Annotated in this window: 29 protein-coding genes and 1 tRNA gene; 18 read left to right on the forward strand and 12 right to left on the reverse strand. The window is 65.7% G+C overall.

Annotation, left to right across the window (positions count from 1 at the left end; translation table 11 throughout):
- Window positions 1–182 precede the first annotated feature (182 nt).
- From LG388_RS14235 to xerC, 16 genes are all read left to right on the forward strand, one after another.
- Window positions 183–470 (forward strand): HNH endonuclease, encoded by a 288-nt coding sequence (locus LG388_RS14235; RefSeq protein WP_225783601.1) that lies wholly within the window; start codon window positions 183–185, stop codon window positions 468–470.
- Complete coding sequence (locus LG388_RS14240) at window positions 467–1,120, forward strand: lambda exonuclease family protein (protein ID WP_225783378.1); 654 nt, start codon at window positions 467–469, stop codon at window positions 1,118–1,120. Before LG388_RS14235 ends, LG388_RS14240 begins: the two co-directional genes overlap by 4 nt.
- Complete coding sequence (locus tag LG388_RS14245; protein ID WP_225783379.1) at window positions 1,117–1,383, forward strand: hypothetical protein; 267 nt, start codon at window positions 1,117–1,119, stop codon at window positions 1,381–1,383. Before LG388_RS14240 ends, LG388_RS14245 begins: the two co-directional genes overlap by 4 nt.
- Window positions 1,384–1,442: 59 nt before the next feature.
- Window positions 1,443–1,859 (forward strand): DUF551 domain-containing protein, encoded by a 417-nt coding sequence (locus LG388_RS14250; protein ID WP_225783380.1) that lies wholly within the window; start codon window positions 1,443–1,445, stop codon window positions 1,857–1,859.
- Complete coding sequence (locus LG388_RS14255) at window positions 1,856–2,776, forward strand: hypothetical protein (protein ID WP_225783381.1); 921 nt, start codon at window positions 1,856–1,858, stop codon at window positions 2,774–2,776. Before LG388_RS14250 ends, LG388_RS14255 begins: the two co-directional genes overlap by 4 nt.
- A complete protein-coding gene (locus LG388_RS14260; protein WP_225783382.1) occupies window positions 2,773–3,504 on the forward strand; it encodes a hypothetical protein in 732 nt (243 codons plus the stop codon). The genes LG388_RS14255 and LG388_RS14260 overlap by 4 nt, the downstream gene beginning before the upstream one ends.
- Window positions 3,501–3,929 (forward strand): hypothetical protein, encoded by a 429-nt coding sequence (locus LG388_RS14265; RefSeq protein ID WP_225783383.1) that lies wholly within the window; start codon window positions 3,501–3,503, stop codon window positions 3,927–3,929. The genes LG388_RS14260 and LG388_RS14265 overlap by 4 nt, the downstream gene beginning before the upstream one ends.
- Window positions 3,913–4,278: a hypothetical protein gene (locus LG388_RS14270; protein WP_225783384.1), complete on the forward strand. Its 366-nt coding sequence runs from the start codon at window positions 3,913–3,915 to the stop codon at window positions 4,276–4,278. Before LG388_RS14265 ends, LG388_RS14270 begins: the two co-directional genes overlap by 17 nt.
- Window positions 4,275–4,400 carry a hypothetical protein gene (locus tag LG388_RS26695; RefSeq protein ID WP_255632173.1) on the forward strand — a complete coding sequence of 42 codons (126 nt, stop codon included), beginning with the start codon at window positions 4,275–4,277 and terminating at the stop codon, window positions 4,398–4,400. Before LG388_RS14270 ends, LG388_RS26695 begins: the two co-directional genes overlap by 4 nt.
- On the forward strand, window positions 4,397–4,888 hold the full coding sequence (locus LG388_RS14275; protein WP_225783385.1) for a hypothetical protein: 492 nt from the start codon (window positions 4,397–4,399) through the stop codon (window positions 4,886–4,888). Before LG388_RS26695 ends, LG388_RS14275 begins: the two co-directional genes overlap by 4 nt.
- Entirely contained in the window at window positions 4,885–5,091 is a 207-nt protein-coding gene (locus LG388_RS14280) for a hypothetical protein (RefSeq protein WP_225783386.1), read from the forward strand. The genes LG388_RS14275 and LG388_RS14280 overlap by 4 nt, the downstream gene beginning before the upstream one ends.
- Entirely contained in the window at window positions 5,088–5,519 is a 432-nt protein-coding gene (locus tag LG388_RS14285; RefSeq protein ID WP_225783387.1) for a hypothetical protein, read from the forward strand. Before LG388_RS14280 ends, LG388_RS14285 begins: the two co-directional genes overlap by 4 nt.
- A gap of 30 nt (window positions 5,520–5,549) precedes the next feature.
- A complete protein-coding gene (locus LG388_RS14290; RefSeq protein ID WP_225783388.1) occupies window positions 5,550–6,584 on the forward strand; it encodes an IS630 family transposase in 1,035 nt (344 codons plus the stop codon).
- 274 nt (window positions 6,585–6,858) lie between these two features.
- A complete protein-coding gene (locus LG388_RS14295) occupies window positions 6,859–7,299 on the forward strand; it encodes a hypothetical protein (RefSeq protein WP_225783389.1) in 441 nt (146 codons plus the stop codon).
- Window positions 7,283–7,768, forward strand: coding sequence for a hypothetical protein (locus LG388_RS14300; RefSeq protein ID WP_225783390.1), 486 nt, complete (start codon window positions 7,283–7,285; stop codon window positions 7,766–7,768). The genes LG388_RS14295 and LG388_RS14300 overlap by 17 nt, the downstream gene beginning before the upstream one ends.
- Window positions 7,769–8,007: 239 nt before the next feature.
- On the forward strand, window positions 8,008–9,093 hold the full coding sequence (gene xerC, locus LG388_RS14305) for a tyrosine recombinase XerC (RefSeq protein ID WP_225783391.1): 1,086 nt from the start codon (window positions 8,008–8,010) through the stop codon (window positions 9,091–9,093).
- 97 nt (window positions 9,094–9,190) lie between these two features.
- Here xerC and LG388_RS14310 read toward each other — a convergent pair.
- The 11 genes from LG388_RS14310 to LG388_RS14360 form a co-directional block, all read right to left on the reverse strand.
- Window positions 9,191–9,267 (reverse strand) — tRNA-Pro (locus LG388_RS14310).
- A gap of 23 nt (window positions 9,268–9,290) precedes the next feature.
- The gene (locus LG388_RS14315; protein WP_225783602.1) at window positions 9,291–9,797 is read right to left on the reverse strand and encodes a MerR family transcriptional regulator; all 507 of its coding nucleotides are present in this window, start codon (window positions 9,795–9,797) and stop codon (window positions 9,291–9,293) included.
- A 64-nt stretch (window positions 9,798–9,861) separates the two neighbouring features.
- The gene (locus tag LG388_RS14320) at window positions 9,862–10,230 is read right to left on the reverse strand and encodes an integration host factor subunit alpha (RefSeq protein WP_225783392.1); all 369 of its coding nucleotides are present in this window, start codon (window positions 10,228–10,230) and stop codon (window positions 9,862–9,864) included.
- A 51-nt stretch (window positions 10,231–10,281) separates the two neighbouring features.
- Entirely contained in the window at window positions 10,282–12,705 is a 2,424-nt protein-coding gene (gene pheT, locus LG388_RS14325) for a phenylalanine--tRNA ligase subunit beta (RefSeq protein ID WP_225783393.1), read from the reverse strand.
- Window positions 12,706–12,733: 28 nt separating this feature from the next.
- Window positions 12,734–13,804: a phenylalanine--tRNA ligase subunit alpha gene (pheS, locus tag LG388_RS14330; RefSeq protein ID WP_225783394.1), complete on the reverse strand. Its 1,071-nt coding sequence runs from the start codon at window positions 13,802–13,804 to the stop codon at window positions 12,734–12,736.
- 129 nt (window positions 13,805–13,933) lie between these two features.
- Window positions 13,934–14,293: a 50S ribosomal protein L20 gene (rplT, locus tag LG388_RS14335; protein WP_038218552.1), complete on the reverse strand. Its 360-nt coding sequence runs from the start codon at window positions 14,291–14,293 to the stop codon at window positions 13,934–13,936.
- A gap of 26 nt (window positions 14,294–14,319) precedes the next feature.
- Window positions 14,320–14,523, reverse strand: a complete 204-nt coding sequence (gene rpmI / locus LG388_RS14340) for a 50S ribosomal protein L35 (protein ID WP_058642377.1) — start codon at window positions 14,521–14,523, stop codon at window positions 14,320–14,322.
- 172 nt (window positions 14,524–14,695) lie between these two features.
- Window positions 14,696–15,301 carry a translation initiation factor IF-3 gene (infC, locus tag LG388_RS14345; RefSeq protein WP_255632177.1) on the reverse strand — a complete coding sequence of 202 codons (606 nt, stop codon included), beginning with the start codon at window positions 15,299–15,301 and terminating at the stop codon, window positions 14,696–14,698.
- Between the two features lie 101 nt (window positions 15,302–15,402).
- Window positions 15,403–17,310, reverse strand: a complete 1,908-nt coding sequence (gene thrS, locus LG388_RS14350) for a threonine--tRNA ligase (protein WP_225783395.1) — start codon at window positions 17,308–17,310, stop codon at window positions 15,403–15,405.
- A gap of 357 nt (window positions 17,311–17,667) precedes the next feature.
- Window positions 17,668–18,999, reverse strand: coding sequence for an isocitrate lyase (gene aceA, locus LG388_RS14355; RefSeq protein ID WP_225783396.1), 1,332 nt, complete (start codon window positions 18,997–18,999; stop codon window positions 17,668–17,670).
- Window positions 19,000–19,296: 297 nt separating this feature from the next.
- Complete coding sequence (locus LG388_RS14360; RefSeq protein ID WP_225783397.1) at window positions 19,297–19,737, reverse strand: gamma-glutamylcyclotransferase; 441 nt, start codon at window positions 19,735–19,737, stop codon at window positions 19,297–19,299.
- Here LG388_RS14360 and LG388_RS14365 point away from each other — a divergent pair.
- Together LG388_RS14365 and LG388_RS14370 are read left to right on the forward strand one after the other, a co-directional pair.
- Window positions 19,736–20,740, forward strand: coding sequence for a DMT family transporter (locus LG388_RS14365; protein ID WP_255632174.1), 1,005 nt, complete (start codon window positions 19,736–19,738; stop codon window positions 20,738–20,740). The two genes, LG388_RS14360 and LG388_RS14365, sit on opposite strands and share 2 nt — an antisense overlap.
- 180 nt (window positions 20,741–20,920) lie before the next feature.
- On the forward strand, window positions 20,921–21,316 hold the full coding sequence (locus tag LG388_RS14370) for an SWIB/MDM2 domain-containing protein (protein WP_225783398.1): 396 nt from the start codon (window positions 20,921–20,923) through the stop codon (window positions 21,314–21,316).
- A gap of 118 nt (window positions 21,317–21,434) precedes the next feature.
- Here LG388_RS14370 and LG388_RS14375 read toward each other — a convergent pair whose 3' ends face one another.
- Window positions 21,435–23,141, reverse strand: a complete 1,707-nt coding sequence (locus LG388_RS14375; protein WP_225783399.1) for a thiamine pyrophosphate-binding protein — start codon at window positions 23,139–23,141, stop codon at window positions 21,435–21,437.
- Window positions 23,142–23,175 lie beyond the last annotated feature (34 nt).

Below are 23,175 nucleotides of genomic sequence, written 5' to 3' on the forward strand. Positions count from 1 at the left end.
CACCTCCTCTCTCGGACCGATTCTGGTCCAAGGTAGATAGACGAGGCGCCGACGAATGCTGGCCCTGGACCGCCTCTGTACGTCGCAAAGAAGAGGGTTATGGCGCGTTCTGGCTGGACGGGAGACACCAGCCCTCCAATCGGGTTGCCTTGCTTCTCTCCGGCATCGATGTTCCCGCTGGGATGGCGGTCTGCCATCGCTGTGACAACCCAGCATGTTGCAACCCCAGTCACTTGTTTGTCGCCACCCACAAGCAAAACAACGACGACAAGGTTGCGAAGCGAAGACAGGCGGCAGGCGAGAAGCACGGCGGCGCAAAGCTGACAGCAGCAGCGGTCTCAGAAATCAGGTCGTACCGCGGGCCTGGAGTAAAGCAGTTAAGAAAAGGTGTGGCCGCGGAGCTTGCGGCGAAATTTGGCGTCTCTGTGCCTTACATCTCGGAGCTGCAAACCAGAGGCTGGGGGAAATGATGGTCAACTTCTTCAATCATCCGCAGGGTTCTGACGAATGGCATGAGGCGCGACGCGGTGTCATCACGGGAAGCCGGTTCCGCGACGCTCGCGACAAGCTGAAGAGCGGCCACCCGAGCAAAGCATGCCTCGACTATGCCCGGGACCTAGCACGTGAACGGCTGGGCGGCAGCGCTCCAAGCAAGCCACAGAGCGCCGCAATGCGTGTTGGGACAGAACAGGAGCCCGTCGCGCGCGCGCGATACGAAGCGAAAACGGGCTACATGGTCGAAGAGGTCGGCTTCTTCTCAACGGCCGACGGTCTCTTCGGCGGATCGGTTGACGGCCTGATCGACGAAGACGGCGTGCTGGAGATCAAAACAATGGTCAGCAGCGACACGCTGTTCACAGCCGTCGCCGAGCACGACTTGAGTGCATACCGGGACCAGTGCCTGGGCTATCTCTGGTTGCTTGGCCGCAAGTGGGTCGATCTGGTGCTGTGGTGCCCCGACCTGAAGCACATGGTCATCCACCGGATCGAACGCGACGAAGAAGCCATCGAAGCGCTCGAGTCCGACATGCTCGCCTTCGCCAAGAAGGTCGATGAGTACGAGTTCGCGCTGAGCATGGCTCTGGCAGCGAACGAACACAACCAACTGGAACCAGCATGAGCAAGAAGTACGACGTGACCGCCGTGACCGGCAAATACACCGACCGTGACGGCAACGAGAAGAGCCGCTACATGACCATCGGCGCAATCATCGAGACGCGCAACGGCCCCATGCTCAAGCTGGAGGGCGTGCCTGTGGGCTGGGATGGCTGGGCCTACCTCAACGAGCCCAAGGAGCGCGAGGGCGGGCAGCCGCAGCAACGTCAACAGAGCAAGCCGCAGAACCGGCGCCAAGACGCCGATTTCGAGGACCCGCCGTTCTGACCCCCGCCCTCCCCCGACAACAGCCCGCTAGTCGGGCTTTTCCATTTCTGGAGATGACCATGCTGACCGCCCCCGAACATGAAGCGCTGATGCGGCTGATCGAAGCGTACGCCGACGCCCGGCACGAGCACGGAGCACCCGAGTACAACGCGCACACGATGGAAGCGCGCAACGCGCTGTACACGGCACTGCTGCACGCCCTCACGCAGACGGGCGGGTGGGTCAGCGTGGATGAGCGGCTGCCTGACCTGCCTACTGACGCCGAAGACGATGGCGTGAAGGTCTGGACCTGGGACGGCTCATTCGTCACGGAAGACGAGTTCATGCCTGCCTATGAGCAGCCCGCAGGCCCCGCCGTTGGTGGCTGGTTGCGCACTGGCGAATGGTTTGCCGGCGACACCCTGCAGCGCGTGACGCACTGGATGCTGCGCAAGTCGCCTCTCCCTCCCTCGCCAGCCGCAGGAGCACCCGCATGAACCCCCAACACGCCGAGGCGCTGCCAAGCGTCATTGCCGAGCTTCGCCACCTCTACGCCAACATGGTGAATGGTGCGGTCAAGGACGGCGCACAGGCCAAGCGAATCGCCGAAGGCCTCCTGTCTCGGCAGATCGAGCGGCTGGAGCGTCTCGCCGCGCCCCATGCAACTGCCGAGCAATCCGAGGCAGTTGCCGGGTGGAAGATGGTGCCCTACGCCTTCTACACCGCTGACCAGATGCGCGCCTACGCTGACGCCGACCGCAAGGCCCGCGCCACGCAAGCTGGCGTGAGCGATGCCTTCGAGGCGGCGATGAAGCAGACGTGGCAGATGATCGACCCGCTGCGCCCGCCCGCCGCTGGCACCTACGCACTCGGCGAGCACAACGGCATCGCTGCGGCCCTGAAGACCGTGCGGCAGAACTTCGAGCGTGCACTGGCCCAGACCGAGCAGCCCGAGGCGGCAGAGTCCATCACGATCCAGGAAGCCTGGAACGCATCGGGCGGCAACCAAGCGTACAGGCCCACCAAGGAAGAGTTGCTGCACAGCCTGCGCATCCTGGATCAGGTGTGCGAAGAAGCTGCGGCCACCCCATCCGCCCCTCCCTCCATCGAACATGAGCCGGGCGACGTGTCAAAGAAAGCGCCGGAAGCGAACATGAGCACTGCCCCGGCCCGAATCTACCTCGACATCGGCGACCGGTTTGCGCTGGAGCGCGTGCAGGATGGCACGCTGCCGTGGGACAAGCTGGCAGAGGTGACGTGGAGCGCAGACAACGCGACAGGCCACGGCATCGAGTACGTGCGGGCCGATGTCGCCGCCTCGCCAGCCGCTCCTGCGCCCTGTGCGACCAAGCCCGCCGAACCATTCACGCCGTGGCCGAACAGCTACCGCGCAGACAACGAGAGCCAGCCATGACCGACAAAGCCTACCCTGAGCCCAGCCCTTTGATGCGCGCCTTCCAGGCGTTCATGGCCGACTACGAACTGCGCGGCGAGGATGACGATGGCCGCGAAGGCTGTTACAGGCAGTACGAGACCGAGCGGCCCCTGATCGAGGACTTCGTGTGGGGCCTCATGGAAGACGACGACTGGATTGCCGCCTCACGCAACGCTGCGGGGTCGGGGATCAGTGATGAGCAGATCGCCGCCCTGCGCGACAAGCACGGCATCACATCCAGTGGTCGCGGCATCCGGGCATTCGATCAGATACGCAACTTCGTGCATGCAGTGCTCGCCATGGCGCCTGCCCCCACGCAGGCACAGGAGCCGGTGGCCGAAGTCGAGAACGACTACAACGCCGACGGCATGTCCTCGCGCATTACTACGAGGCTGCCAGCAGGCACAAAGCTGTTCGCCGCGCCCCAGCACTCCACAGCCGAGCCCTTTGGGTACTTCCGCGCGGATTCGTTCGGCTGGACGGACTGCGCCGCGACAGACGATGGGGCCGTGGCGCTCTACGAGGCCGCGCCCCAGCAGGCGCCGCTGACGGATGAGCAGATTGAGGCCATCGGCCTGAAAGTTCTCTTGAAGGAAAGCGACGGACTCAAGAAGGACCGCCCCGCGTTCGGGTTTTCGACCGTGGAGGGAATCATCCGGGCTGCCGAGGAGATCCACGGCATCGGCGCCGCCAAGGAGACGAGATGACGGACAAGTTCAAGGCGCTGCGGGATGCGCTGGCTGGCGTCGAACACGCAGGCACGTTCAGCAAATCCGGCCGCACGGTTCAGGTTGCAGAGACCGACGAATGGGCGGCCATCCACGTCGAGGTGCGCGCGAACAAGCTGATAGCGCCCAAGCTGGCCCGGTACATCGCCGAGGCAAATCCCGACACCATCCGCGCCCTGCTGGCCGAAGTGGAAGCGCTGCGCAAGAAGGCGGCGCGCTACGAATGGCTGCGGGCAAATTGGGGCTACGTGACCGAGACATACGACGGCACGCGCTGCGAGTCCGTGTACCTCGTCAGCAAAGACGACGGCTGGGACACCGATCCGGACAGCCTCGACGCCGCAATCGATGTCGCCCTGTCCGGCCCCACCACCAAGAGAGAAGACCGTGCTGCTGACCGCTGAACACTACGAGCTGATGACCATGTTCGAGCGCACGCGCCGTGGCGCCCGCCTGGACAAAGAGACAAAGGACCTCTGGCCGCGCGGGATCATCTACCAAGACGGCCAAGTCAACGAGCAGTTCTCGGCCTACCGGCAGGGCTACGCCTACGCCCAGTGCGACATGCGCAGCGATATCCAGAACCTCGAAGCGAGCCGAGACGGCTATCGCGACGACGCCCGGGTACTGCACGCCGCCCTGTCGCGAATGGCCGCGCTGCACGTCCCAGACGGCGAGACGCCTGATTGGCTGAGCGATGCGCTGGCTCGCACGAATGCCTTGGACGACGGCCCCACCGGAGCGTCAGCATGACCCCCATCGAACGACTGCGGGCGCTGGCCCGCGATGCACGCGCACAGTACGGCACCGAGGCGGCCTTGGTTTCTGGCGAAGCGATCGACGCTGCCCGTCAGGGCGAAGGGGGTGCGGAATGAAGATGGCACGCGCAGACGAGAACGATCTGAAGGCGGCGCTCGATGTGTCACGCATCATCGAGGATCTGGAGCGTGGGTACATGCCTGGCCAGGACGACGAGGGAGTCGAATTTTTCGACCGAGACGACGCCGATCAGTGCCGGCGTGCATTGGCGGCGATCCTCGATGCAGCCGACCAGGGCAGCATGTTTCGAGTCACGTTCGGCATGACCGTGGTGCTGGACCCGCGCAACAAGGTCGTCGATCCTGACGCCGACACGTTGGAAATCCACCCGGACCACGAGCGCAATGCGGAAGACGCGGCGCGGTGGCGATACATCCGCCGCAAGCTGTGCCTGACCGGCAACGGCGACGGGACATGCGCTATGCAGGCAATCAATCTTCCTGCGGCCATCCAAGGTTGGCCGGAGCCGGAACAAGTGGCCGAGTTTTGCGACGCCGCAATCGACGCCGCACTGCGCGCAAACATCGGGGAGAAGATGCCATGACGGACGCCACCACCCCCGTCGCATGGCGCTGGCGCTGGAAGGATTTGCCGGACGCCGGATGGCAATTGAGCAGCGTGGGCGGATGGCGCGAAACCGAGCACATCGACGCGCAACCGCTGTACCTGCATCCGCCACATCAGCCAAAACGCACCGTCACCTACGTCTGCCCGGTGTGCGCGGCCAGCCTGGAGCGCCAGGAATGACACCTGACATTCGCGCGGCCAGCAGGCTCACCAGCGACCCCACGCGCGTGATGTGGTTCGACGTTGGCCAGGTGCCCGAATACTCTGCTGATCGCCCCGTCGACGCAGAGCGGTTGATGCATCCACCGTTCGACCGTTGCGCCATCTGTGGGCGGGATGCGGACGGAGATCTATTCGTGCTGACAACCACAGCAGGCCACAACAGCCTGGCCATCGCGGGACTGACAAGGGCGCGCGCCGGCATCGTCTACATGGATGCGTTCGCCATCATGCGGTTGGAAGATGGATCACTCGCGCTGCATCGAGCGAGTGACGAAACCCAGGCCCGTGCCGCCGTGGTGATGGTGGATGAATGGCTCACACGCCTGGACACATCGGGCCTCAGTGGTTATCAGCCCGTGATATTGATTCGGCCCTTGTGCACTTGAATTTATCTGCACCGCCCCCAACTCGGATTCATGCAAGCAACTGACATGAGATCGTTGAGCCACGAAGCGCGGCATGAGCGCCGGGTTCAGGTCATCCGGCTACGCAAGGCCGGCAACACCTACGACAAGATCGCCGCGCTCACCGGCCTGAGTCGCACAGGCGTCTTCAACATCTGCAAACGCCATGAGGCGCTCGGTGCCAAGGCGCTGCACGACGCCATTGGCGGGCGCAAGCTCGGCGAAAACCGCTTGCTCGACCCCGCCCAGGAGGCCCTGGTGCGCAAGCTCATCGCCGACAAGACGCCCGATCAGCTCAAGATGCCCTACGCGCTGTGGACCCGCGCCGCTGTGGCCCAACTCATCGAACAGCGCTTTGGGCTGCGACTGCAAGTGCGCACCATGGGCAAGTACCTGGCGCGCTGGGGCTTCACGCCGCAAAAGCCGATGAAGAAGGCCTACGAGCAGTCACCGGCGGCGGTCAAGAAGTGGCTCGACGAGGACTACCCCGCCATTGCCGCGCGGGCCAAGGCCGAGGGAGCCGAAATTCACTGGGGCGACGAGAGTGGACTGCGCAGCGACGATGTACGCGGCCGTGGTTTTGCGCCCAAGGGCCAGACGCCGGTGGTGCGGGTCCACAACAAGCGCCACAACCTGTCGGTCATCTCCACCGTGACCAACAAAGGGCAGATGCGCTGGCGCATCTTTGACGGGGCGCTCAACACCACAATCCTGATCGACTTCCTGCGCCGGCTGATCAAGGGACAGACCAAGAAGGTGTTCCTGATCCTGGACAACCTGCGGGTGCATCATGCCAAACCGGTCAAGGCCTGGCTGGCCGAGCATGCCGATGCCATCGAGGTGTTCTACCTACCGAGCTATAGCCCGGAGTTGAACCCGGATGAGATGGCCAATGCGGATATCAAGCAGGCGGTCACGAAGCTGGCACCGGCGCGAACGAAGCTGCAACTGGCCAAAGCCACAGCCAAGCACCTTCGCAGCGTGCAACGCCAGCCCGAGCGCATCCGCAAGTACTTCGAGCACGCCACGGTACGCTATGCGGCTTGAGTCAAGTTCATTGAGGCCGGATCAATAACAGAGCACCCCATCAACCGCGAGCGCATGCGCAAGGGCAAGCGCCCGATTCACTACACATGGCGCACTGTCGTCGTGCAGCCCAGCAGGCCATCAACCCCGCAGGGCGGAACGCACGCAAGTCCGCGCGCACACGACCGGCGCGGGCACTGGCGCAGGCATCCGGGCGGGAAGTTGGTGTGGGTCAAGTCATGCCGCGTCGGCGACGAGAGCGCGGGCGCGGTTTTCAAGGACTACAGGATTTCACATGGCAGTGATACTCACAAAACACCCGCCAGCCACCATTGAATGCATCACTGCATTCTCGAGATGGTTTGGTCTCTCTCCGCTCGATTCTGACATCGACATTCAGACCGATGTGGCGTGGGACCACTGGCAGCACGCATGGCACGCCGCGAAGCGCGACAGTGACCGCGAGCAGGCCGAGAACGCCACGCTACAAGCGGCATGGCGCATTGCGGACGAAGCAAGCCGCGAATTGGTAGAGGGCCACGGCATGCGCGTCGATCACGTCACGATCAGCTTGGATGCTGATGAGATCGCATCCGCGCCAGCGCTGGAGGAGGCCATCGACTACCTCGAGAACCGTGGCATTGCCACTCGGATGGATGCGCCGGACGAGGTGCTGGTGATTTTCGAAAACGTGGCGCCCGGCGCGGGAGGGGGTGGGAATGCCAATCAAGCCTGAGAACCGGGCGCGATACCCGGCCGACTGGCCGGCCATCCGCGAGCGCATCCTGGCGCGCGCTGGCGGCCGCTGCGAGCACCCCGGCTGCACGGCGCGCCAGTACGCCGTCGGCCGCTGGCTCGACCAGGGGGCGCGGCACAACTGGTACGAGCTGGACGATCCCCAGGCGACCTATCAACAGGCGCGCCAGCGCGCGGCCGAGATCTCCTTCGACCTGAACGGCGACGGGCCGGCCTGCGCCAAGGTCATCGTGATCGTGCTGACCATCGCCCATTTGGACCACCAGCCCGAGAACTGCGCCGAGGACAACCTGCGGGCGTTGTGCCAGCGGCATCACCTGGCGCACGACCACCAGCACCACATCGCCACCGCCCAGGCTACGCGCCGGGCCTGCCGGGCGATGGGGGACCTGTTCGCAACATCTGGCGCTGTGGCGCCGCTGGAGGGAGAGGGACATGAAATGCCCTGACTGCAACAGCGACGATGGCCGCGTTATGTCCACGCGACAGGGGCCGATCAAGGTCACTCGCCTGCGGTGCTGCAATGCGTGCGGCCGGCGCTGGAACACCATCGAGGTGGACGCGCAGAATCTAGCTCGCATGGAATCGGCCGTCGAGGCTGTTCGAACCTTCACGAACCTGTCGAGGGAACTGGAGAATGTCGCGTCCGCGCACGGTTAACAACAAGATCCCGGACTTGCCCCGGGGCATGCGCAAGGTCGATGGGCTATGGTACTGGCGCGGGACCGACGAGCTGACTCGAGAAGTTGAGAGGAAGTTGCGCGAGGCCGGCATCCGCGGAAGCATCGGCAAGACGCCGAACCAGGCTCGCGTCTGGTGGGAGCGCAACGTCTCCCCAGCCCTGATTGCTGCCATGCCCGATGACGACATCGTGGGCACTGTGGAAGAGCTGCTGCGCCAGTACGAAGCCGACGAGTTGCCGACGAAGACCCGCGCGGCGACACAGGCCGAGTACCGCGGGCGCGTGGGCCGACTGCGAGAGGCCTTCGGGAAGATCAAATACGCGAAGACCGAGGCCCAGGCGCTTGTCCCCGGGCATCTCAGCGCGGTCACCATCACCAGGCACTTGCACGAGAACCGGCATCGGGCTTCGTCCGCAAACAAGGACATCCAGACCCTGTCGCGCACGTTCCGCCTGGCGCGCATCCGCTGGGGTCTGACGACGTTCAACCCGTGCGAGGCCATCGAGTACCTGCCCGAGGCGCCGCGGGACCAGTACGTCAGCGACGTGAAGTACGTGGAGATCTACGAGGCTGCTCCGCCTGTGTTGCAGTGCATGCTGGAGATCAGCACCCAGACTGGCGCGAGACAGGGGATGATCCTGGATATCCGGGTGGGCGACTTCGATGCGCAGTGGCTGGAGTTGCGGGTGACGAAGAAGCGGAACGCGGCCGGCTACGAGGCCAAGCGCTACGCCATGACGCCCGACCTGAAACAGGCGCTGGACCGGGCGCTGGAGCTGCGCAAGAAGAACCGAGGCGGAGCGACTAGCCTGCCGAGCGATTTCCTGTTCATCACGCGCAATGGCAAGCAGTACACGAAGGAGTCTTTCAAGAGCCTGTGGCGAACCGTGCGCACACGCCTGGGCATAGGTCCTCGGGAGTTCACTTTCCACGACATGCGGGCCAAGGCTGGTAGCGACGCCGAATCCGATGTGGCTGCGCAGGAGCTGCTGCACCACGCAGACCCCAAGATCACGAAGCGCGTCTACCGGCGCAAGGTGCCTTCGTCGATCCCCCTGCCGTCTGCCGTGAAGGGTCGGAACGCGGCCTGATGGCATGGATTTGTCAGAAACCTGGGGAATTTGTCAGTCAGAACGAAAAACGGGCTACGCTTTTTGAGCGTAACCCGTTGATCTACCTACTTATTTTTGGTCGGTGTGAAAGGATTCGAACCTTCGACCCCTTGCACCCCATGCAAGTGCGCTACCAGGCTGCGCCACACACCGAAGCCCACGAGTATAGCGGGAAATTAAAAGCTCTCCGAAAGAATCGCACGAATTTCTTGAAGCTCCTGGCGCAGCTGGACGAGGTCGCGCAGTTCCAGCGGCGAATGAGCGTGCGAGGACGATGGCCAGCCGGTCATGCCCCCCGCGGGTGCACCATCGCCCGCCCTTTCCTCGGCCGGCAGTTCATCGTCCAGTTCGGCCAGGGACGGCTCGACGGCCTCGCCGTCGCGGCCGCCAGCCTTGCGGCGCTCGCGTTCGAGCTGCGCCATTTCCTGAAGCCGGTTGCGCGCGCCGCTGATGGTGAAACCCTGGTCGTAGAGCAGGTCGCGGATGCGGCGGATCATCAGCACTTCATGGTGCTGGTAGTAGCGCCGGTTGCCGCGGCGCTTCATGGGCCGCAGTTGCGTGAATTCCTGCTCCCAGTAGCGCAGCACGTGCGGCTTCACGCCACACAATTCCGCCACCTCACCGATGGTGAAGTAGCGTTTGACAGGGATCGGGGGCAGCCCCGTCTCGGGCGGTTTCTCCATTGAAATCAAGAGCGTGCGCGGCAAACGTCAGAGGTTACTCCAGCGGCCTGTGCAGCGCCAGCATTCATTGGGCGTCAGCGCCCACGGTCCATGCCACGGGCGGCTCGTGCGCGGCTTCGGGCACGCCGTGGATCTGCTCCTTGAGCTTGGCACTGGCATGGAAGGTGGCCACGCGGCGCTCGCCGATCGGAATGTGCTCGCCGGTGCGCGGGTTACGGCCCGGCCGCGGCGCCTTCACGCGGATCTGGAAGTTGCCGAAGCCCGAGATCTTCACGTCCTCCCCTTCGATCAGGCGTGCGGCAATCAGGTCGAAGAAGGCTTCGACCATGTCCTTGGCCTCGCGCTTGTTCAGGCCGATCTGCTCGAACAGCAGGTCCGCCAGCTGGGCTTTGGTCAGAGCAGGCGTTTCGATCGCCTCGATGGTGAATTCCATGGAAGGGCCTCGGGGGGATTCTGTGAGGTTCAGCACGGCAGGAAGCGCTCGTCAGGCCCGCAGGCGTGCACCAACCTTCGCCGCGCATTGCGCCACGACGGCCTGCACGACGCCATCGACTTGCTCGTCGGTCAAGGTGCCGGCCTCGCTTTGCAGCAACAGGCGCACGGCCAGGCTCTTTTCGCCCGCCGCCAGGCCGCCGGCCGCCGCGCCGGGCGCGGGCCGGTAGATGTCGAACAGCTGCACGTCGCGCAGCAGGCCCTGGCTGGGTGCGCTGCGGATCGCCTCGACCAGCGCGGCGAAGCTCACCGATTCGGCCAGCACCAGGGCCAGGTCGCGCTCCACGGCCTGGTGGCGCGGCACAGGCTGCGCCACGGGCACGGGGCGCGCGGTCACGGCATCCAGCGCGAGCTCGAACAGCACGGGCGCATGCGCCAGCTCCCACTGCTGGCGCCAGCGGGGATGGAGCTCGCCGATCACGCCCACGGACTGGCCGTTGACGATCACCGACGCCGCGCGGCCCGGGTGCAGCGCGGGGTGGTCCACGCGCTCGAAGCTCGGGCGCAGCGGCGCCAGCAGTGCCTCCACATCGCCCTTCACCTCGAAGAAGTCCACACGCGCGGGCTTGCTGTCCCAACGCGCCGCCTCGGCATCGCCCCAGGCGAGGCCGGCCACGCGCATGGGCTGATGCACGCCCTTCACGGTGCTGTCGGTGGTGGCCACCGACGGATCGCGCAGGAACACGCGGCCCACTTCGAACACGCGCACGCGCGGCGCCTTGCGATCCAGGTTGAACTTGAGCACCTGCAGCAGCGAGCCGATCAGTGACGAGCGCATCACGCTCATCTGGCTGGCGATCGGATTCAGCAGCTTCACCGGGTCGGCGTTGCCGGCCAGGTCGCGTTCCCACGCAGCTTCGACGAAGCTGAAGTTGATGGTTTCCTGGTAGCCCAGCGCCGCCAGGCGGTGGCGCACGGCGAAGCGGCTGCGCTCAGCCTCGGGCCGCAGGCGGGCGCGGATGGGCGCCAGCGGCGGCGTGGTGGGCAGGTTGCCGTAGCCGACCAGGCGCGCCACTTCCTCGATCAGGTCTTCCTCGATGGCAAGGTCGAAGCGATGCGGCGGCGGCGTCACGGTGATCGTGCCCTCGCCTTCCTGCAGCGCGAAGCCCAGGCGTCCCAGCGCCTCGGCGCATTGCGCCTGCGTCAGCGGCATGCCGATCACGCGCGCGGCGCGGGCCACGCGCAAGGTCACCGGCTTGGCGTCGGGCAGCTTCAGCACCTGGTCGTCCATCGGGCCGGCGGTGCCGCCGCAGATCTCCTGCACCAGTTGCGTGATGCGCTCGATGATCTGCACCGTGCGGCTCGGGTCCACGCCGCGTTCGTAGCGGTGGCCGGCGTCGGTCGAGAAATTGAAGCGGCGCGAACGGCCCTGGATGGCTTCGGGCCACCAGAAGGCGGCTTCGATGTAGATGTTGCGCGTGTCGTCGGACACGGCCGTGGCGTCGCCACCCATGATGCCGGCCAGCGACTCCACTTCGCGCGCGTCGGCGATCACGCCCACTTTCTCGTCGACGGTGACGGTGTTGCCGTTGAGCAGCTTCAGTTGCTCGCCCTGGCGGCCCCAGCGCACCGTGAGGCCGCCATGGATCTTGTCCAGGTCGAAGATGTGGCTGGGCTGGCCGTACTCGAACATCACGTAGTTCGAGATGTCCACCAGCGCCGTGACGCTGCGCTGGCCGCAACGGGCCAGGCGATCCACCATCCAGGCCGGGGTGGCGGCCTTCGTGTTCACGCCGCGCACCACGCGACCCGAAAAACGGCCGCACAAATCGGGCGCTTCCACCGTCACGGGCAGCTTGGCGTCATGCGAGACGGGCGCCGGCTCGATCACGGGCTTGAGCAGCGGCGCACCGGTCAGGGCCGACAGCTCGCGCGCGATGCCGTACACCGACAGGCCATGCGCCAGATTGGGCGTGAGCTTGAGCGTGAGCAGCGAGTCGTCGAGCTGCAGCCATTCGCGGACGTCGGTGCCCACGGGCGCCTCGGCGCCCAGCTCGAGCAGCCCGCCGTGGTCTTCGCTGAGCTGGAGTTCGCGCGCCGAGCACAGCATGCCCTGGCTTTCCACGCCGCGCAGCTTGCCCAGCTTGATGTGGAAGGGCTTGCCGTCTTCGCCCGGCGGCAGCTCGGCGCCGACCAGGGCCGTGGGCACCTTGATGCCCACACGCGCGTTCGGCGCGCCGCAGACGATGTTGAGCAGGGCGCCCTGCCCCACGTCCACCTGGCACACGCGCAGGCGGTCGGCGTTGGGGTGCTGCACGGCTTCCTTGATCTCGCCGACGACGATCTTCGTGAACGGCGGCGCAGCGGGGCGGCGCTCCTCGACCTCGAAGCCGCCCATGGTCAGGGTTTCGGCCAGTTCCTCACTGCTGAGCGACGGATTGCAGAAGCTGCGCAACCAGGACTCGGGAAATTGCATGGCGGGGTTCTCGTCTCTTCTTGCAGGATTACTGGAATTGGCTCAGGAAGCGCAGGTCGCCATCGAAGAACAGGCGCAGGTCGTTCACGCCGTAGCGCAGCATGGTCAGGCGGTCGGGGCCCATGCCGAAGGCAAAGCCGATGTAGCGCTCGGGGTCCAGCCCCATGTTGCGCACGACGTTGGGATGCACCTGGCCGGAGCCGGCCACTTCCAGCCAGCGCCCGGCCAGCGGGCCGCTCTGGAACTGGATGTCGATCTCGGCGCTGGGTTCGGTGAAGGGGAAGAAACTGGGCCGGAAACGCAGCACCAGGTCATCGCTTTCGAAGAAGGTGCGGCAGAAATCCGTGAAGACGACCTTCAGGTCCTTGAAGCTCACGTTCGCACCCAGCCAGAGGCCTTCGCACTGGTGGAACATGGGCGAATGGGTGGCGTCGCTGTCCACGCGGTAGGTGCGGCCCGGCGCGATCACGCGAATCTCGGGCGCGCTCGCGTTCGGGTCGCGCTCGGCGGCCTCGAACTGCGCCGCCAGCTTCTTCACCTGCTGATGCGCATAGCGCACCTGCATCGGGCTGGTGTGCGGTCGCAGGTTGTAGGGCGTGCCGTCCTCGCCGTTCAGGTCCACGTAGAAGGTGTCCTGCATCGAGCGCGCCGGGTGGTTCGGCGGGTTGTTCAGCGAGGTGAAGCTGTGCCAGTCGCTCTCGACTTCGGGGCCGTCCGCCACGTCGAAGCCCATGCTGGCGAAGATGGCCTCGATGCGTTCGAGGGTGCGGCTCACCGGATGCAGCCCCCCGCCCGCCCGACGGCGTCCGGGCAGGCTCACGTCCAGGGCTTCGGCGCGCAATTGCGCTTCCAGCTCGGCGTCGGCCAGCGCCTGGCGGCGCGCGTTCAGGGCCGCTTCGATGGCCTGCTTGGCCACGTTGATGGCCGCGCCCCGGGCCTTTTTTTCTTCCACCGGCAGTTGGGCCATGCCCTTCATGAGTTCGGTCACGCGACCGGACTTGCCGAGGAACAGCGCCTTGGCGTTCTCGAGATCCGCAGGCGTGGCGGCCTGCGCAAAGGCCGTGCGGGCGTGGTCGACCAGGGTGTCCAACTCGTTCATGGGCGGGGCAGATGCGGTGGGGGGCAAAAAGCGAAAAGCAAAAAAGGGCTGGTGCCTTGCGAGCGCCAGCCCTTCGAGCGTGGACGCATGCCCTCCGCCGCAAGAGCGAGCGGAAGACATGCGGCAGGATCAAGCAGCCAGCTTGGCCTTGACCTGCTCCACGATGCCGGCAAAAGCGGCCTTGTCGTGCACGGCGATATCGGCCAGGACCTTGCGGTCGATCTCAATACCGGCCTTGCGGATGCCATTGGCGAACTGGCTGTAGGTCAGGCCCAGTTCACGCGAGGCGGCGTTGATACGCGCGATCCACAGCTGACGGAACACACGCTTCTTGGTACGGCGGTCACGGTAGGCGTATTGGCCTGCCTTCATCACCGCCTGCTTGGCGACGCGGAAGACATTGCCGCGGCGGCCGCGGAAGCCCTTGGCAAGGGCGAGAACCTTCTTGTGGCGAGCGCGGGCGGTGACACCACGTTTGACGCGAGGCATATGAGTACTCCTTGTCCGTCAGTTGATCAAATGCCTTGGCCGGGCAGCATGGCGGCCATCGAAACCATGTTGGTTTCATGAACCGACACCGCACCGCGCAGGTGGCGCTTGTTCTTGGTGGTCTTCTTGGTCAGGATGTGACGCTTGAAGGCTTGACCGCGCTTGACGGTGCCACCGGGACGAACGCGAAAACGCTTCTTCGCGCTGCTCTTGGTCTTCATTTTGGGCATGTGACTGCTCCTTAGTTTGTGCTCGCAAGGCGCCGTGATGCTTTCACGGACTTGCCGGCCTTCGAGGCACTTCTTCATCCCGCGGCCGCACGCACTGGCGTGCGGCCGCGAAATCCCTTGGATTCCTGGACGGTTCGGCGGGGCCGAACGGGTTCGCCGTCCGGCGGTCCGCTCAGGCAGCCGTCGCCGGCTGCTCGTTCGCTGCGGGCTTGGCGCCTCCGCCGCCTCCGGCCTTCTTGCGGCCCGGCGCGATCATCATGATCATCTGCCGGCCTTCCAGCTTGGGGAACTGCTCGACGATGATGCTGTCGGCCAGTTCGTCGCGGATGCGGTTCAGCAGCGCCAAACCGAGTTCCTGGTGCGTGATCTCGCGACCGCGGAAGCGCAAGGTGATCTTGCACTTGTCGCCGTCTTCCAGGAAGCGCCGGATGTTGCGCATCTTGATGTTGTAGTCACCGTCGTCGGTCCCGGGCCGGAACTTGACTTCCTTGACCTCGATGACCTTCTGCTTCGACTTGGCCTCGGCCGCCTTCTTCTGCTCGAGGAACTTGAACTTGCCGTACTCGATCAGGCGGCACACCGGCGGATTGGCCGCCGCCACCACCTCGACCAGGTCGACATCGTGCTCACCGGCCAGGCGCAGGGCCTCCGACAGGCTGACGACGCCCAGAGCCTCGTTGTCGGGTCCGAACAGACGAACTTCCGGGGCCATGATTTCCCGGTTCAGGCGATGTTGGCGTTCCTCGCGTTGGCGACGGTCGCGGAATCCAGTAGCGATGGTGACTGTCCTTCAAAAAACGCTGCGAATTGCAGCACAAGCCTTCACGGCGCACGCACCAAGGTCGACAAGGGGCCCGAATGCCTTCGGGCCACCACGGCTCAACGCTTGTGAGAGATGTCGTCGGCGATCTTTTGCGAGAACGCTTCCAACGACATGACACCGAGGTCGATGTTGCCCCGGGCGCGCACTGCGACGGCGCCAGCTTCCTTCTCCTTGTCACCCACGACGAGGATGTAGGGGAGCTTTTGCAACGAATGCTTCCGTATTTTATACGTGATCTTCTCGTTGTGCAGGTCCAGCGCCACCCTAAGGCCTTGATTCCGCAGCGTTTTCGCAACTTCCGCCGCGTAATCGGCCTGTCCCTCGCTGATATTGAGCACCGCGACATGCACCGGCGCCAGCCAGGCGGGCATCGCTCCGGCATGGTGCTCAATCAGCATGCCGATGAAGCGCTCCAGGCTGCCGACGATGGCGCGGTGCAGCATCACGGGGTGCGCCCGGCCGCTCGTTTCCGTCACGTATTCGGCCCCCAGACGCTCGGCCATGTTGAAGTCCACCTGCATCGTGCCGCACTGCCATTGGCGGCCCAGCGCGTCACGCAACGTGTACTCGATCTTGGGCCCGTAGAAGGCGCCATCGCCCGGCGCGATGACGAACTCCACGCCCGAACGGCGCAGCGCCTCCATCAGCGCCCCTTCCGCCTTGTCCCACAGCGCGTCGGAGCCGATGCGGCTCTCCGGACGCGTGGCGACCTTGTACAGGATGTCCGTGAAGCCGAAGTCCTGGTAGACCTTGAGCAACTGTGCCGTGTAATCCACGCATTCCTGCAGGATCTGGTCTTCCGTGCAGAAGATGTGCCCATCGTCCTGCGTGAAGCCGCGCACGCGCATGATGCCGTGCAGGCCGCCCGAGGGCTCGTTGCGGTGGCACTGGCCGAATTCACCGTAGCGGATCGGCAGGTCGCGGTAGCTGCGCAGGTCGCTCTTGAAGATCAGCACGTGGCCCGGGCAGTTCATCGGCTTGAGCGCGTAGTCGCGCTTTTCCGATTCCGTGACGAACATGTTCTCGCGGTAGTTCTGCCAGTGGCCCGTCTTCTCCCACAGGCTCTTGTCCAGGATCTGCGGCCCCTTGACTTCGCTGTAGCCCGTGTCGCGGTAGACCTGGCGCATGTACTGCTCCACGGCCTGCCACAGCGCCCAGCCCTTGGGATGCCAGAACACCACGCCAGGCGCCACATCGTCGATGTGGAACAGGTCCAGCTCCTTGCCCAGCTTGCGGTGGTCGCGCTTCTCGGCCTCCTCGATGCGCTGGATGTAGGCGTCGAGCTGCTTCTTGTCGGCCCAGGCCGTGCCGTAGATGCGCTGCAGCTGCTCGTTCTTGGCGTCCCCGCGCCAGTAGGCGCCGGCCAGCTTCGTGAGCTTGAACACCTTCAGGAAGCGCGTGTTGGGCACGTGCGGGCCGCGGCACATGTCCACGTACTCCTGGTGGTAGTACAGGCCCATGGCCTTCTCGTCGGGCATGTCCTCGACCAGGCGCAGCTTGTAGTCCTCGCCGCGCGACTTGAACACCTCGATCACCTCGGCGCGCGGCGTCATCTTCTTGATGACGTCGTAGTCCTGCGCGATCAGCTCCTTCATGCGCTGTTCGATGGCGGCCATGTCCTCGGGCGTGAAGGGGCGCTCGTAGGCGATGTCGTAGTAGAAGCCCTCTTCGATCACCGGGCCGATCACCATCTTGGCCGTCGGGTAGAGCTGCTTGACCGCATGGCCGACCAGGTGGGCCGTCGAGTGGCGGATGATCTCCAGGCCCTCCTCGTCCTTGGGCGTGATGATCTGCAGCTTCGCGTCGTGGTCGATGATGTCGCTGGCATCGACCAGCTTGCCGTCCACCTTGCCGGCGACCGTCATCTTGGCCAGGCCGGGGCCGATGGCCTGGGCCACCTCGGCCACGGACACGGGGCCTGGGAACTCGCGGCGGGAGTTGTCGGGGAGCGTGATCTGAATCATGGAAAGAACCTTGGGGCAGAAACGAAAAAGCGCGGACCGAAGCCGCGCTTTTGGAAAGAGTCCGGAATCCGACCGGCGCGCGGGCTACCGGCCCTTCATGGATGAGGGCCGCCGAAAGCGGTGCCGGTAGTTCGCGGTGTCATAACCAGGATGCCTTTCTCGCCCTTGTTGACCGTGGATGCGAGGATTGTAAGCGGCGCCCGCGCGCAGGGCCGTCTTCACGCCACTTCGCACGGTGCATGTGCGCAAACAAACAACGGCCGAGCGGCGTCGCAGCGCAAAAAAGCCCGGCGATGCCGGGCATGAAAACCGTCTCTGCCGGGGCCGGGCCGCAGGCGGCCCGTTCATCCCCCGGACTCAGTGGAACTGCTCTTCCTCGGTCGAGCCGGTCAGGGCCTTCACGCTGGACGAGCCGCCCTGGATCACGGTGGTCACGTCGTCGAAGTAGCCTGCGCCGACTTCCTGCTGGTGCGACACGAAGGTGTAGCCGAGCTCACGCGCAGCGAATTCGGGCTCCTGGATCATTTCCACGTAGTGCTTCATGCCTTCGCCACGGGCATAGGCATGGGCGAACTTGAAGGTGTTGTACCAGTTGCTGTGGATGCCGGCCAGCGTGATGAACTGGTACTTGTAGCCCAGCGCGGACAGCTCGTCCTGGAAGCGGGCGATGGTCGCGTCGTCGAGGTTCTTCTTCCAGTTGAAGGACGGCGAGCAGTTGTAGCTCAGCAGCTTGCCCGGATGCGCGGCATGCACGGCCTGCGCGAACTCGCGGGCGAAGCCCAGGTCCGGCGTGCCGGTCTCACACCACACCAGGTCGGCATAGGGTGCATAGGCCACGCCGCGGCTGATGGCCTGCTCCAGGCCGTTCTTGACGCGGTAGAAGCCTTCCTGCGTGCGCTCGCCGGTCAGGAAGGGCTTGTCGTTGGCATCGTGGTCACTGGTCAGCAGGTTGGCGGCCTCGGCGTCGGTGCGGGCCAGCACGATGGTGGACACGCCCATCACGTCGGCGGCGAAGCGCGCGGCGATCAGCTTCTCGCAGGCTTCCTGGGTGGGCACCAGCACCTTGCCGCCCATGTGGCCGCACTTCTTCACGGCCGCCAGCTGGTCCTCGAAGTGCACGCCGGCGGCGCCCGCGGCGATCATGTTCTTCATCAGCTCGAAGGCGTTGAGCACGCCGCCGAAGCCGGCCTCCGCATCGGCCACGATGGGCAGGAAGTAGTCGATGAACTCCTTGTCGCCCGGGTTGATGCCGCGGCCCCACTGGATCTCGTCGGCGCGCTTGAAGGTGTTGTTGATGCGGCGAACCATGGTGGGCACCGAGTCATACGCATACAGCGACTGGTCGGGGTACATGGTTTCACTGGTGTTGCCGTCGGCGGCCACCTGCCAGCCCGACAGGTACACGGCCTCCAGGCCGGCCTTGGCCTGCTGCATCGCCTGGCCGGCAGAGATCGCGCCGAAGGCGTTCACGTAGCCCTTCTTGGCGCCGCCGTTGATCTTCTCCCACAGCTTCTCGGCACCGCGCTTGGCCAGCGTGTGCTCGATCGGGAGGGAGCCGCGCAGGCGCACCACGTCCGCGGCGCTGTAGCCGCGCTTGATGCCCTTCCAGCGCGGATTGGTAGCCCAGTCCTTTTCGAGGGCGGCGATCTGCTGTTCACGGCTGAGCTGTTCGGTGATGGTTTGGGGCATGGTCACTCCAGAGTTGCGGAAGGTTGGGAAGGCATCGATGGGCCGGAGCCCTTGGACATGACTGTACCGCCGCCATCAACTCTTATGTCTTATACAAGACCAGAATTTTTTATTTATAAATCAACGATTTATTCATTAGTTTTCTCAATACGGCATTGAATTTCTTGCATTGAGAAAAAATGCGGCGCCGCAGCAGTCTGGTTTTTCAGATTGCGGGAGACGAATCTCTGCCCGTGAAAATCACGAGGCGACGTCCGGGCGCATTGCGCGGGCGACACGCGCGCGACAGAGCCCGGGTCAAGCGGCATCCGTATCTGTCCTGCTCATTCCCAGGCGCATCGCGCCCGGGCGGCAGAGCCAGTCGCCGCATTCGATGCAGGGCCTGCCGGGCAGGCGCGACGGGTGGATCTCGTAGGCCAGGCACCAGAGAACCCGGCCTTGCACACGCACGGGCACCTCGCGCCGCCGGTACTCGCCCTCGCCGTCGGCCTGCACCCCTTCCAGCGCATCCAGCAGTGCCTCCACGGCCGGCGTGACGCGGTACACCTCGCCCACCACCCGCGCGCTGCCGCCGAAAACCGCACCGGGGTAAGGCCCCAGGTGGTACAGCGTGCCCTGCGTTTCACCTTCGCCCACATGAATGGGCGCAGGCGCATAGCGCGTGATGTCGTTGCATTCGCCGCGCCGCAGCGTGCCGTACACGAACACCAGACGCGTGGTTCCACGGCCTTCGGGCATGATCCGCACTCCTTTTGTCGTCCATGCCGGCAGTCTATTGAGCCCCGCCCACGCCCCTTCGCGCATCACCGCCTGTGCCTGCCTGGCGCTCAGCATGTCGCTGGTGGGCAGCTACGTGGCCCTGTCCAAGCCGCTGGCGGCCGCCTTTCCGGTGCTGCTGCTGGCCTGGCTGCGCTTCGGCATCGCCGCGCTGGCCATGCCGCACTGGCTGCGCAAGCCGGCCGACGAGCCGCCGATGACCCGGCGCACGCGCGGGCTGGTGTTCCTGGAGTCCTTCCTGGGCAACTTCCTCTTTTCCATCTGCATGCTGTTCGGTGTGAGCCTGACCAGCGCCGTATCGGCCGGCGTCATCATGGCCTCGATCCCGGCCATGGTCGCCATCGCCAGCGCGGTGTTCCTGCGTGAACGCATCACCCCGCGCGTGGCGGCCGCCATCGCCTGCGCGGCGGGCGGCATCGGCCTGCTGGCGCTGGCGCCCGGCGCGGGGGCGCATGGCGCCTCCGCGGCAACGGAGCCGGCCCCGCCGTCGTCCCTGGCCTGGCTGGGCAACCTGCTCGTCTTCGGCGCGGTGATCTGCGAAGCGGCCTATGCGGTGATCGGCAAGTCGCTCACCGGCAAGCTGGGCCCGCGGCGCATCTGTGCGCTGATCAACCTCTGGGGCTTCGTCCTGTCCACGCCCTTCGGCGTCTGGTTCGCGCTGCGTTTCGACTTCGGCAGCGTGCATGCCGGCCATTGGGCGCTGCTGGTGGCGTATGCGATGGCGGCCAGCATCTGGACCGTGTGGCTCTGGATGACCGGGCTGCGCAGCGTGCCGGCCTCGCAGGCCGGCGTGTTCACCGTGATGCTGCCGGTCAGCGCCGCCCTGGTGGGCGTTCTGGTGCTCGGCGAATCGCTGGGCACGATGCAGACGGGGGCCTTCGGACTCGCGCTCCTGGGGGTGGTGCTGGCCACCTGGCCCGGCCGCCGAAGGGGCCCGAACGAGCCCGCGCGAACGGCGCTTTGACGCCCGGGCGCGCCCCGGGTGCCGGAAGCCTGAAAAAAAGCAACAGCTCCCAATGAAAAATGCGTTCGCTCGCTTGGAGCGCTCTGCCTTTCTCCTTTAGCATGCGCCTTGCCACTGAAGACAGCGATTTCCTGCGTTTTCATTGGTAGAACGTTCTCTCCAAAGCACAAGGAATCAACCATGGCAACTGCAAAGAAAGCACCGGCGAAGGCACCGGCCAAGAAGGCGGCCGCTCCTGCCAAGAAGGCAGCAGCACCCGCGAAGAAGGCCGCTGCGCCGGCCAAGAAGGCGGCGCCGGCCAAAAAGGCCGCGGCACCGGCCAAGAAGCGCACGCCCAATGCAGCCTTCATGAAGGCGCTGACCCCCAGCCCCGCGCTGGCCGCCGTCGTGGGCAGCACGCCCCTTCCGCGCACGGCCATCGTCAGCAAGCTGTGGGACTACATCAAGAAGAACAACCTGCAGGACAAGGCCAACAAGCGCAACATCAACGCCGACGCCAAGCTGAAGGAAATCTTCGGCAAGCCTCAGGTCTCGATGTTCGAGCTGGCGGCCCTGATCGGCAAGCACGTCAAGTAAGCCAGTTCCCTGGCGCTTGCGCTCGGAAGCCGGTGCGATGCACCGGCTTTTTCGTTTCCGGGACCCTGGGCCTGCGGAACGCGCGGCAGGCCCGTTCGCGCCAGCCGGCCGCCCCGCGTCAAGCCTGCGACAGGCCCTGCTTCGCCTGCGCGCTCTGCCGGATCGCGCTCAGCGTCCCGCGGGTGGTGATCACCTCGGGGTCCAGCGGAATCTCGATCAGCGTGCCGGTGTCGGCCGCCAGCGCGCGCAGCAGTGCGGCCTCGAACTGCGCCGTCTCCGGCACCCGCTCGGCCGCGTAGCCATAGGCGCGAGCCAGCGCGCAGAAGTCGGGGTTGCGCAGCGCGGTGCCGCTCACGCGCGCGGGATGCTCGCGTTCCTGATGCATGCGGATGGTGCCGTACATGCCGTTGTTGAGCAGCACGACGATGCTTTTCGCGCCGTGCTGCACAGCGGTCGCGAGTTCCTGCCCGTTCATGAGGAAGTCGCCGTCGCCGGCCATCGTGAGCGCGACGCGGCCCGTCAGCAGGTTGGCCGCGATGCCGGCCGGCACGCCATAGCCCATGGCGCCCGCGGTGGGCGCCAGCTGCGTCTTGTGGCCCCTGGCCAGCCCCGGGTGGCGGAAGAAGCGATGCACCCAGCTCGCGAAGTTGCCCGCACCGTTGGTCAGCACCGCGTCGGCGGGCAGGTGCCGCTGCAGGCAGGCCACGATGGCCGGCATGTCGATGGGCCCGGGCAGCGCTTGCGGCTGCAGCTGGGCTTCGTAGTCCGCATGCACGGCCGCCGTCCAGCCGGCCCAGGGCAGTTCCGGCGGCGCGCTGAGCACCTCCAGCGCCCGCGCCGCCGCATTCATGGTGGTGTTGAACACCAGGTCGGCCTGATAGACGCGGTTCAGTTCCTCCGCGCTGGCATGGAAATGCACCAGCTTCTGCCTCGGCTTCGGCGCTTGCAGCAGTTCGTAGCCCCCCGTCGTCATCTCGCCCAGCCGCGGGCCGAGCGCGATCACCAGGTCGGCCTCGCGCACGCGCTGCGCCAGCCGCGGATTGATGCCGATGCCCACGTCGCCCGCGTACAGCGGGTGGTGGTTGTCGAAGGTGTCCTGGAAGCGGAAGGCGTTGCCCACGGGCAGCTGCCAGTTCTCGGCAAAGCGCTGCAGCGCCTGCGCGGCCTGCGGCGTCCAGCCTCCGCCGCCCGCGATGACGAAGGGCCGCCGCGCGGCCAGCAGCATCTGGCGCAGTTCGCGCAGGCCGCCCGGGTCGGCCCATGCCAGCGCGGCCTCGACGCGCGGCAGCGGCTGCGCCGCCGTGAAGGCGCGCAGCATGTCCTCGGGCAGCACCAGCACCACCGGCCCCGGCCGGCCGTTCATGGCCGTGGCAAAGGCGCGCGCCACATACTCAGGCAGGCGCTGCGGCGCGTCCACGCGCTCGACGCGCTTGGCGAAACCCTTGGTGCTCGGGCCGAAGAAGCTGGCGAAATCCACTTCCTGGAAGGCTTCGCGGTCGCGGTGGTCGCCCCCCACGTCGCCGACCAGCAGCACCAGGGGGGTCGAATCCTGGAAGGCCGTGTGCACGCCGATCGAGGCATTGGTGGCCCCCGGTCCGCGGGTGACGAAGCACACGCCGGGCCGTTCCGTGAGCTTGCCCTGGGCTTCCGCCATGAAGGCAGCGCCGCCCTCCTGGCGGCAGGTGACGAAGCGGATGCGGTCCGCGTGGCGATGGAAGCCATCGAGCGCCGCCAGGAAGCTCTCGCCGGGAACGCCGAACACATGGCTCACCCCCTGTGCCACAAGACAATCGACGAGAAGGTGGCCGGCAAGCTGGGAGGTCATGATGCGTGAGTGACTGAGGCGGTCGGCGATTATG

Source organism: Xenophilus sp. Marseille-Q4582 (assembly GCF_916700565.1).
In the GTDB taxonomy this organism is placed as follows: domain Bacteria; phylum Pseudomonadota; class Gammaproteobacteria; order Burkholderiales; family Burkholderiaceae_C; genus Xenophilus.

Excerpts from the sequence above, each read along its gene's own strand:
- LG388_RS14235 (WP_225783601.1), top strand. The coding sequence starts at position 183 with ATGGCGGTCTGCCATCGCTGTGACAACCCAGCATGTTGCAACCCCAGT.
- pheT (WP_225783393.1), bottom strand. The coding sequence starts at position 12,705 with ATGCAATTTCCCGAGTCCTGGTTGCGCAGCTTCTGCAATCCGTCGCTC.
- LG388_RS14290 (WP_225783388.1), top strand. The coding sequence starts at position 5,550 with ATGCAAGCAACTGACATGAGATCGTTGAGCCACGAAGCGCGGCATGAG.
- aceA (WP_225783396.1), bottom strand. The coding sequence starts at position 18,999 with ATGCCCCAAACCATCACCGAACAGCTCAGCCGTGAACAGCAGATCGCC.
- LG388_RS14320 (WP_225783392.1), bottom strand. The coding sequence starts at position 10,230 with ATGGAATTCACCATCGAGGCGATCGAAACGCCTGCTCTGACCAAAGCC.
- xerC (WP_225783391.1), top strand. The coding sequence starts at position 8,008 with ATGCGCAAGGTCGATGGGCTATGGTACTGGCGCGGGACCGACGAGCTG.
- LG388_RS14360 (WP_225783397.1), bottom strand. The coding sequence starts at position 19,737 with ATGCCCGAAGGCCGTGGAACCACGCGTCTGGTGTTCGTGTACGGCACG.
- LG388_RS14260 (WP_225783382.1), top strand. The coding sequence starts at position 2,773 with ATGACCGACAAAGCCTACCCTGAGCCCAGCCCTTTGATGCGCGCCTTC.
- LG388_RS14280 (WP_225783386.1), top strand. The coding sequence starts at position 4,885 with ATGACGGACGCCACCACCCCCGTCGCATGGCGCTGGCGCTGGAAGGAT.
- thrS (WP_225783395.1), bottom strand. The coding sequence starts at position 17,310 with ATGATTCAGATCACGCTCCCCGACAACTCCCGCCGCGAGTTCCCAGGC.
- LG388_RS14375 (WP_225783399.1), bottom strand. The coding sequence starts at position 23,141 with ATGACCTCCCAGCTTGCCGGCCACCTTCTCGTCGATTGTCTTGTGGCA.
- LG388_RS14315 (WP_225783602.1), bottom strand. The coding sequence starts at position 9,797 with ATGGAGAAACCGCCCGAGACGGGGCTGCCCCCGATCCCTGTCAAACGC.
- LG388_RS14250 (WP_225783380.1), top strand. The coding sequence starts at position 1,443 with ATGCTGACCGCCCCCGAACATGAAGCGCTGATGCGGCTGATCGAAGCG.
- rplT (WP_038218552.1), bottom strand. The coding sequence starts at position 14,293 with ATGCCTCGCGTCAAACGTGGTGTCACCGCCCGCGCTCGCCACAAGAAG.
- LG388_RS14265 (WP_225783383.1), top strand. The coding sequence starts at position 3,501 with ATGACGGACAAGTTCAAGGCGCTGCGGGATGCGCTGGCTGGCGTCGAA.
- LG388_RS14240 (WP_225783378.1), top strand. The coding sequence starts at position 467 with ATGATGGTCAACTTCTTCAATCATCCGCAGGGTTCTGACGAATGGCAT.
- LG388_RS26695 (WP_255632173.1), top strand. The coding sequence starts at position 4,275 with ATGACCCCCATCGAACGACTGCGGGCGCTGGCCCGCGATGCACGCGCA.
- LG388_RS14300 (WP_225783390.1), top strand. The coding sequence starts at position 7,283 with ATGCCAATCAAGCCTGAGAACCGGGCGCGATACCCGGCCGACTGGCCG.
- LG388_RS14255 (WP_225783381.1), top strand. The coding sequence starts at position 1,856 with ATGAACCCCCAACACGCCGAGGCGCTGCCAAGCGTCATTGCCGAGCTT.
- LG388_RS14370 (WP_225783398.1), top strand. The coding sequence starts at position 20,921 with ATGGCAACTGCAAAGAAAGCACCGGCGAAGGCACCGGCCAAGAAGGCG.
- LG388_RS14285 (WP_225783387.1), top strand. The coding sequence starts at position 5,088 with ATGACACCTGACATTCGCGCGGCCAGCAGGCTCACCAGCGACCCCACG.
- rpmI (WP_058642377.1), bottom strand. The coding sequence starts at position 14,523 with ATGCCCAAAATGAAGACCAAGAGCAGCGCGAAGAAGCGTTTTCGCGTT.
- LG388_RS14275 (WP_225783385.1), top strand. The coding sequence starts at position 4,397 with ATGAAGATGGCACGCGCAGACGAGAACGATCTGAAGGCGGCGCTCGAT.
- LG388_RS14245 (WP_225783379.1), top strand. The coding sequence starts at position 1,117 with ATGAGCAAGAAGTACGACGTGACCGCCGTGACCGGCAAATACACCGAC.
- LG388_RS14295 (WP_225783389.1), top strand. The coding sequence starts at position 6,859 with ATGGCAGTGATACTCACAAAACACCCGCCAGCCACCATTGAATGCATC.
- pheS (WP_225783394.1), bottom strand. The coding sequence starts at position 13,804 with ATGAACGAGTTGGACACCCTGGTCGACCACGCCCGCACGGCCTTTGCG.
- LG388_RS14365 (WP_255632174.1), top strand. The coding sequence starts at position 19,736 with ATGATCCGCACTCCTTTTGTCGTCCATGCCGGCAGTCTATTGAGCCCC.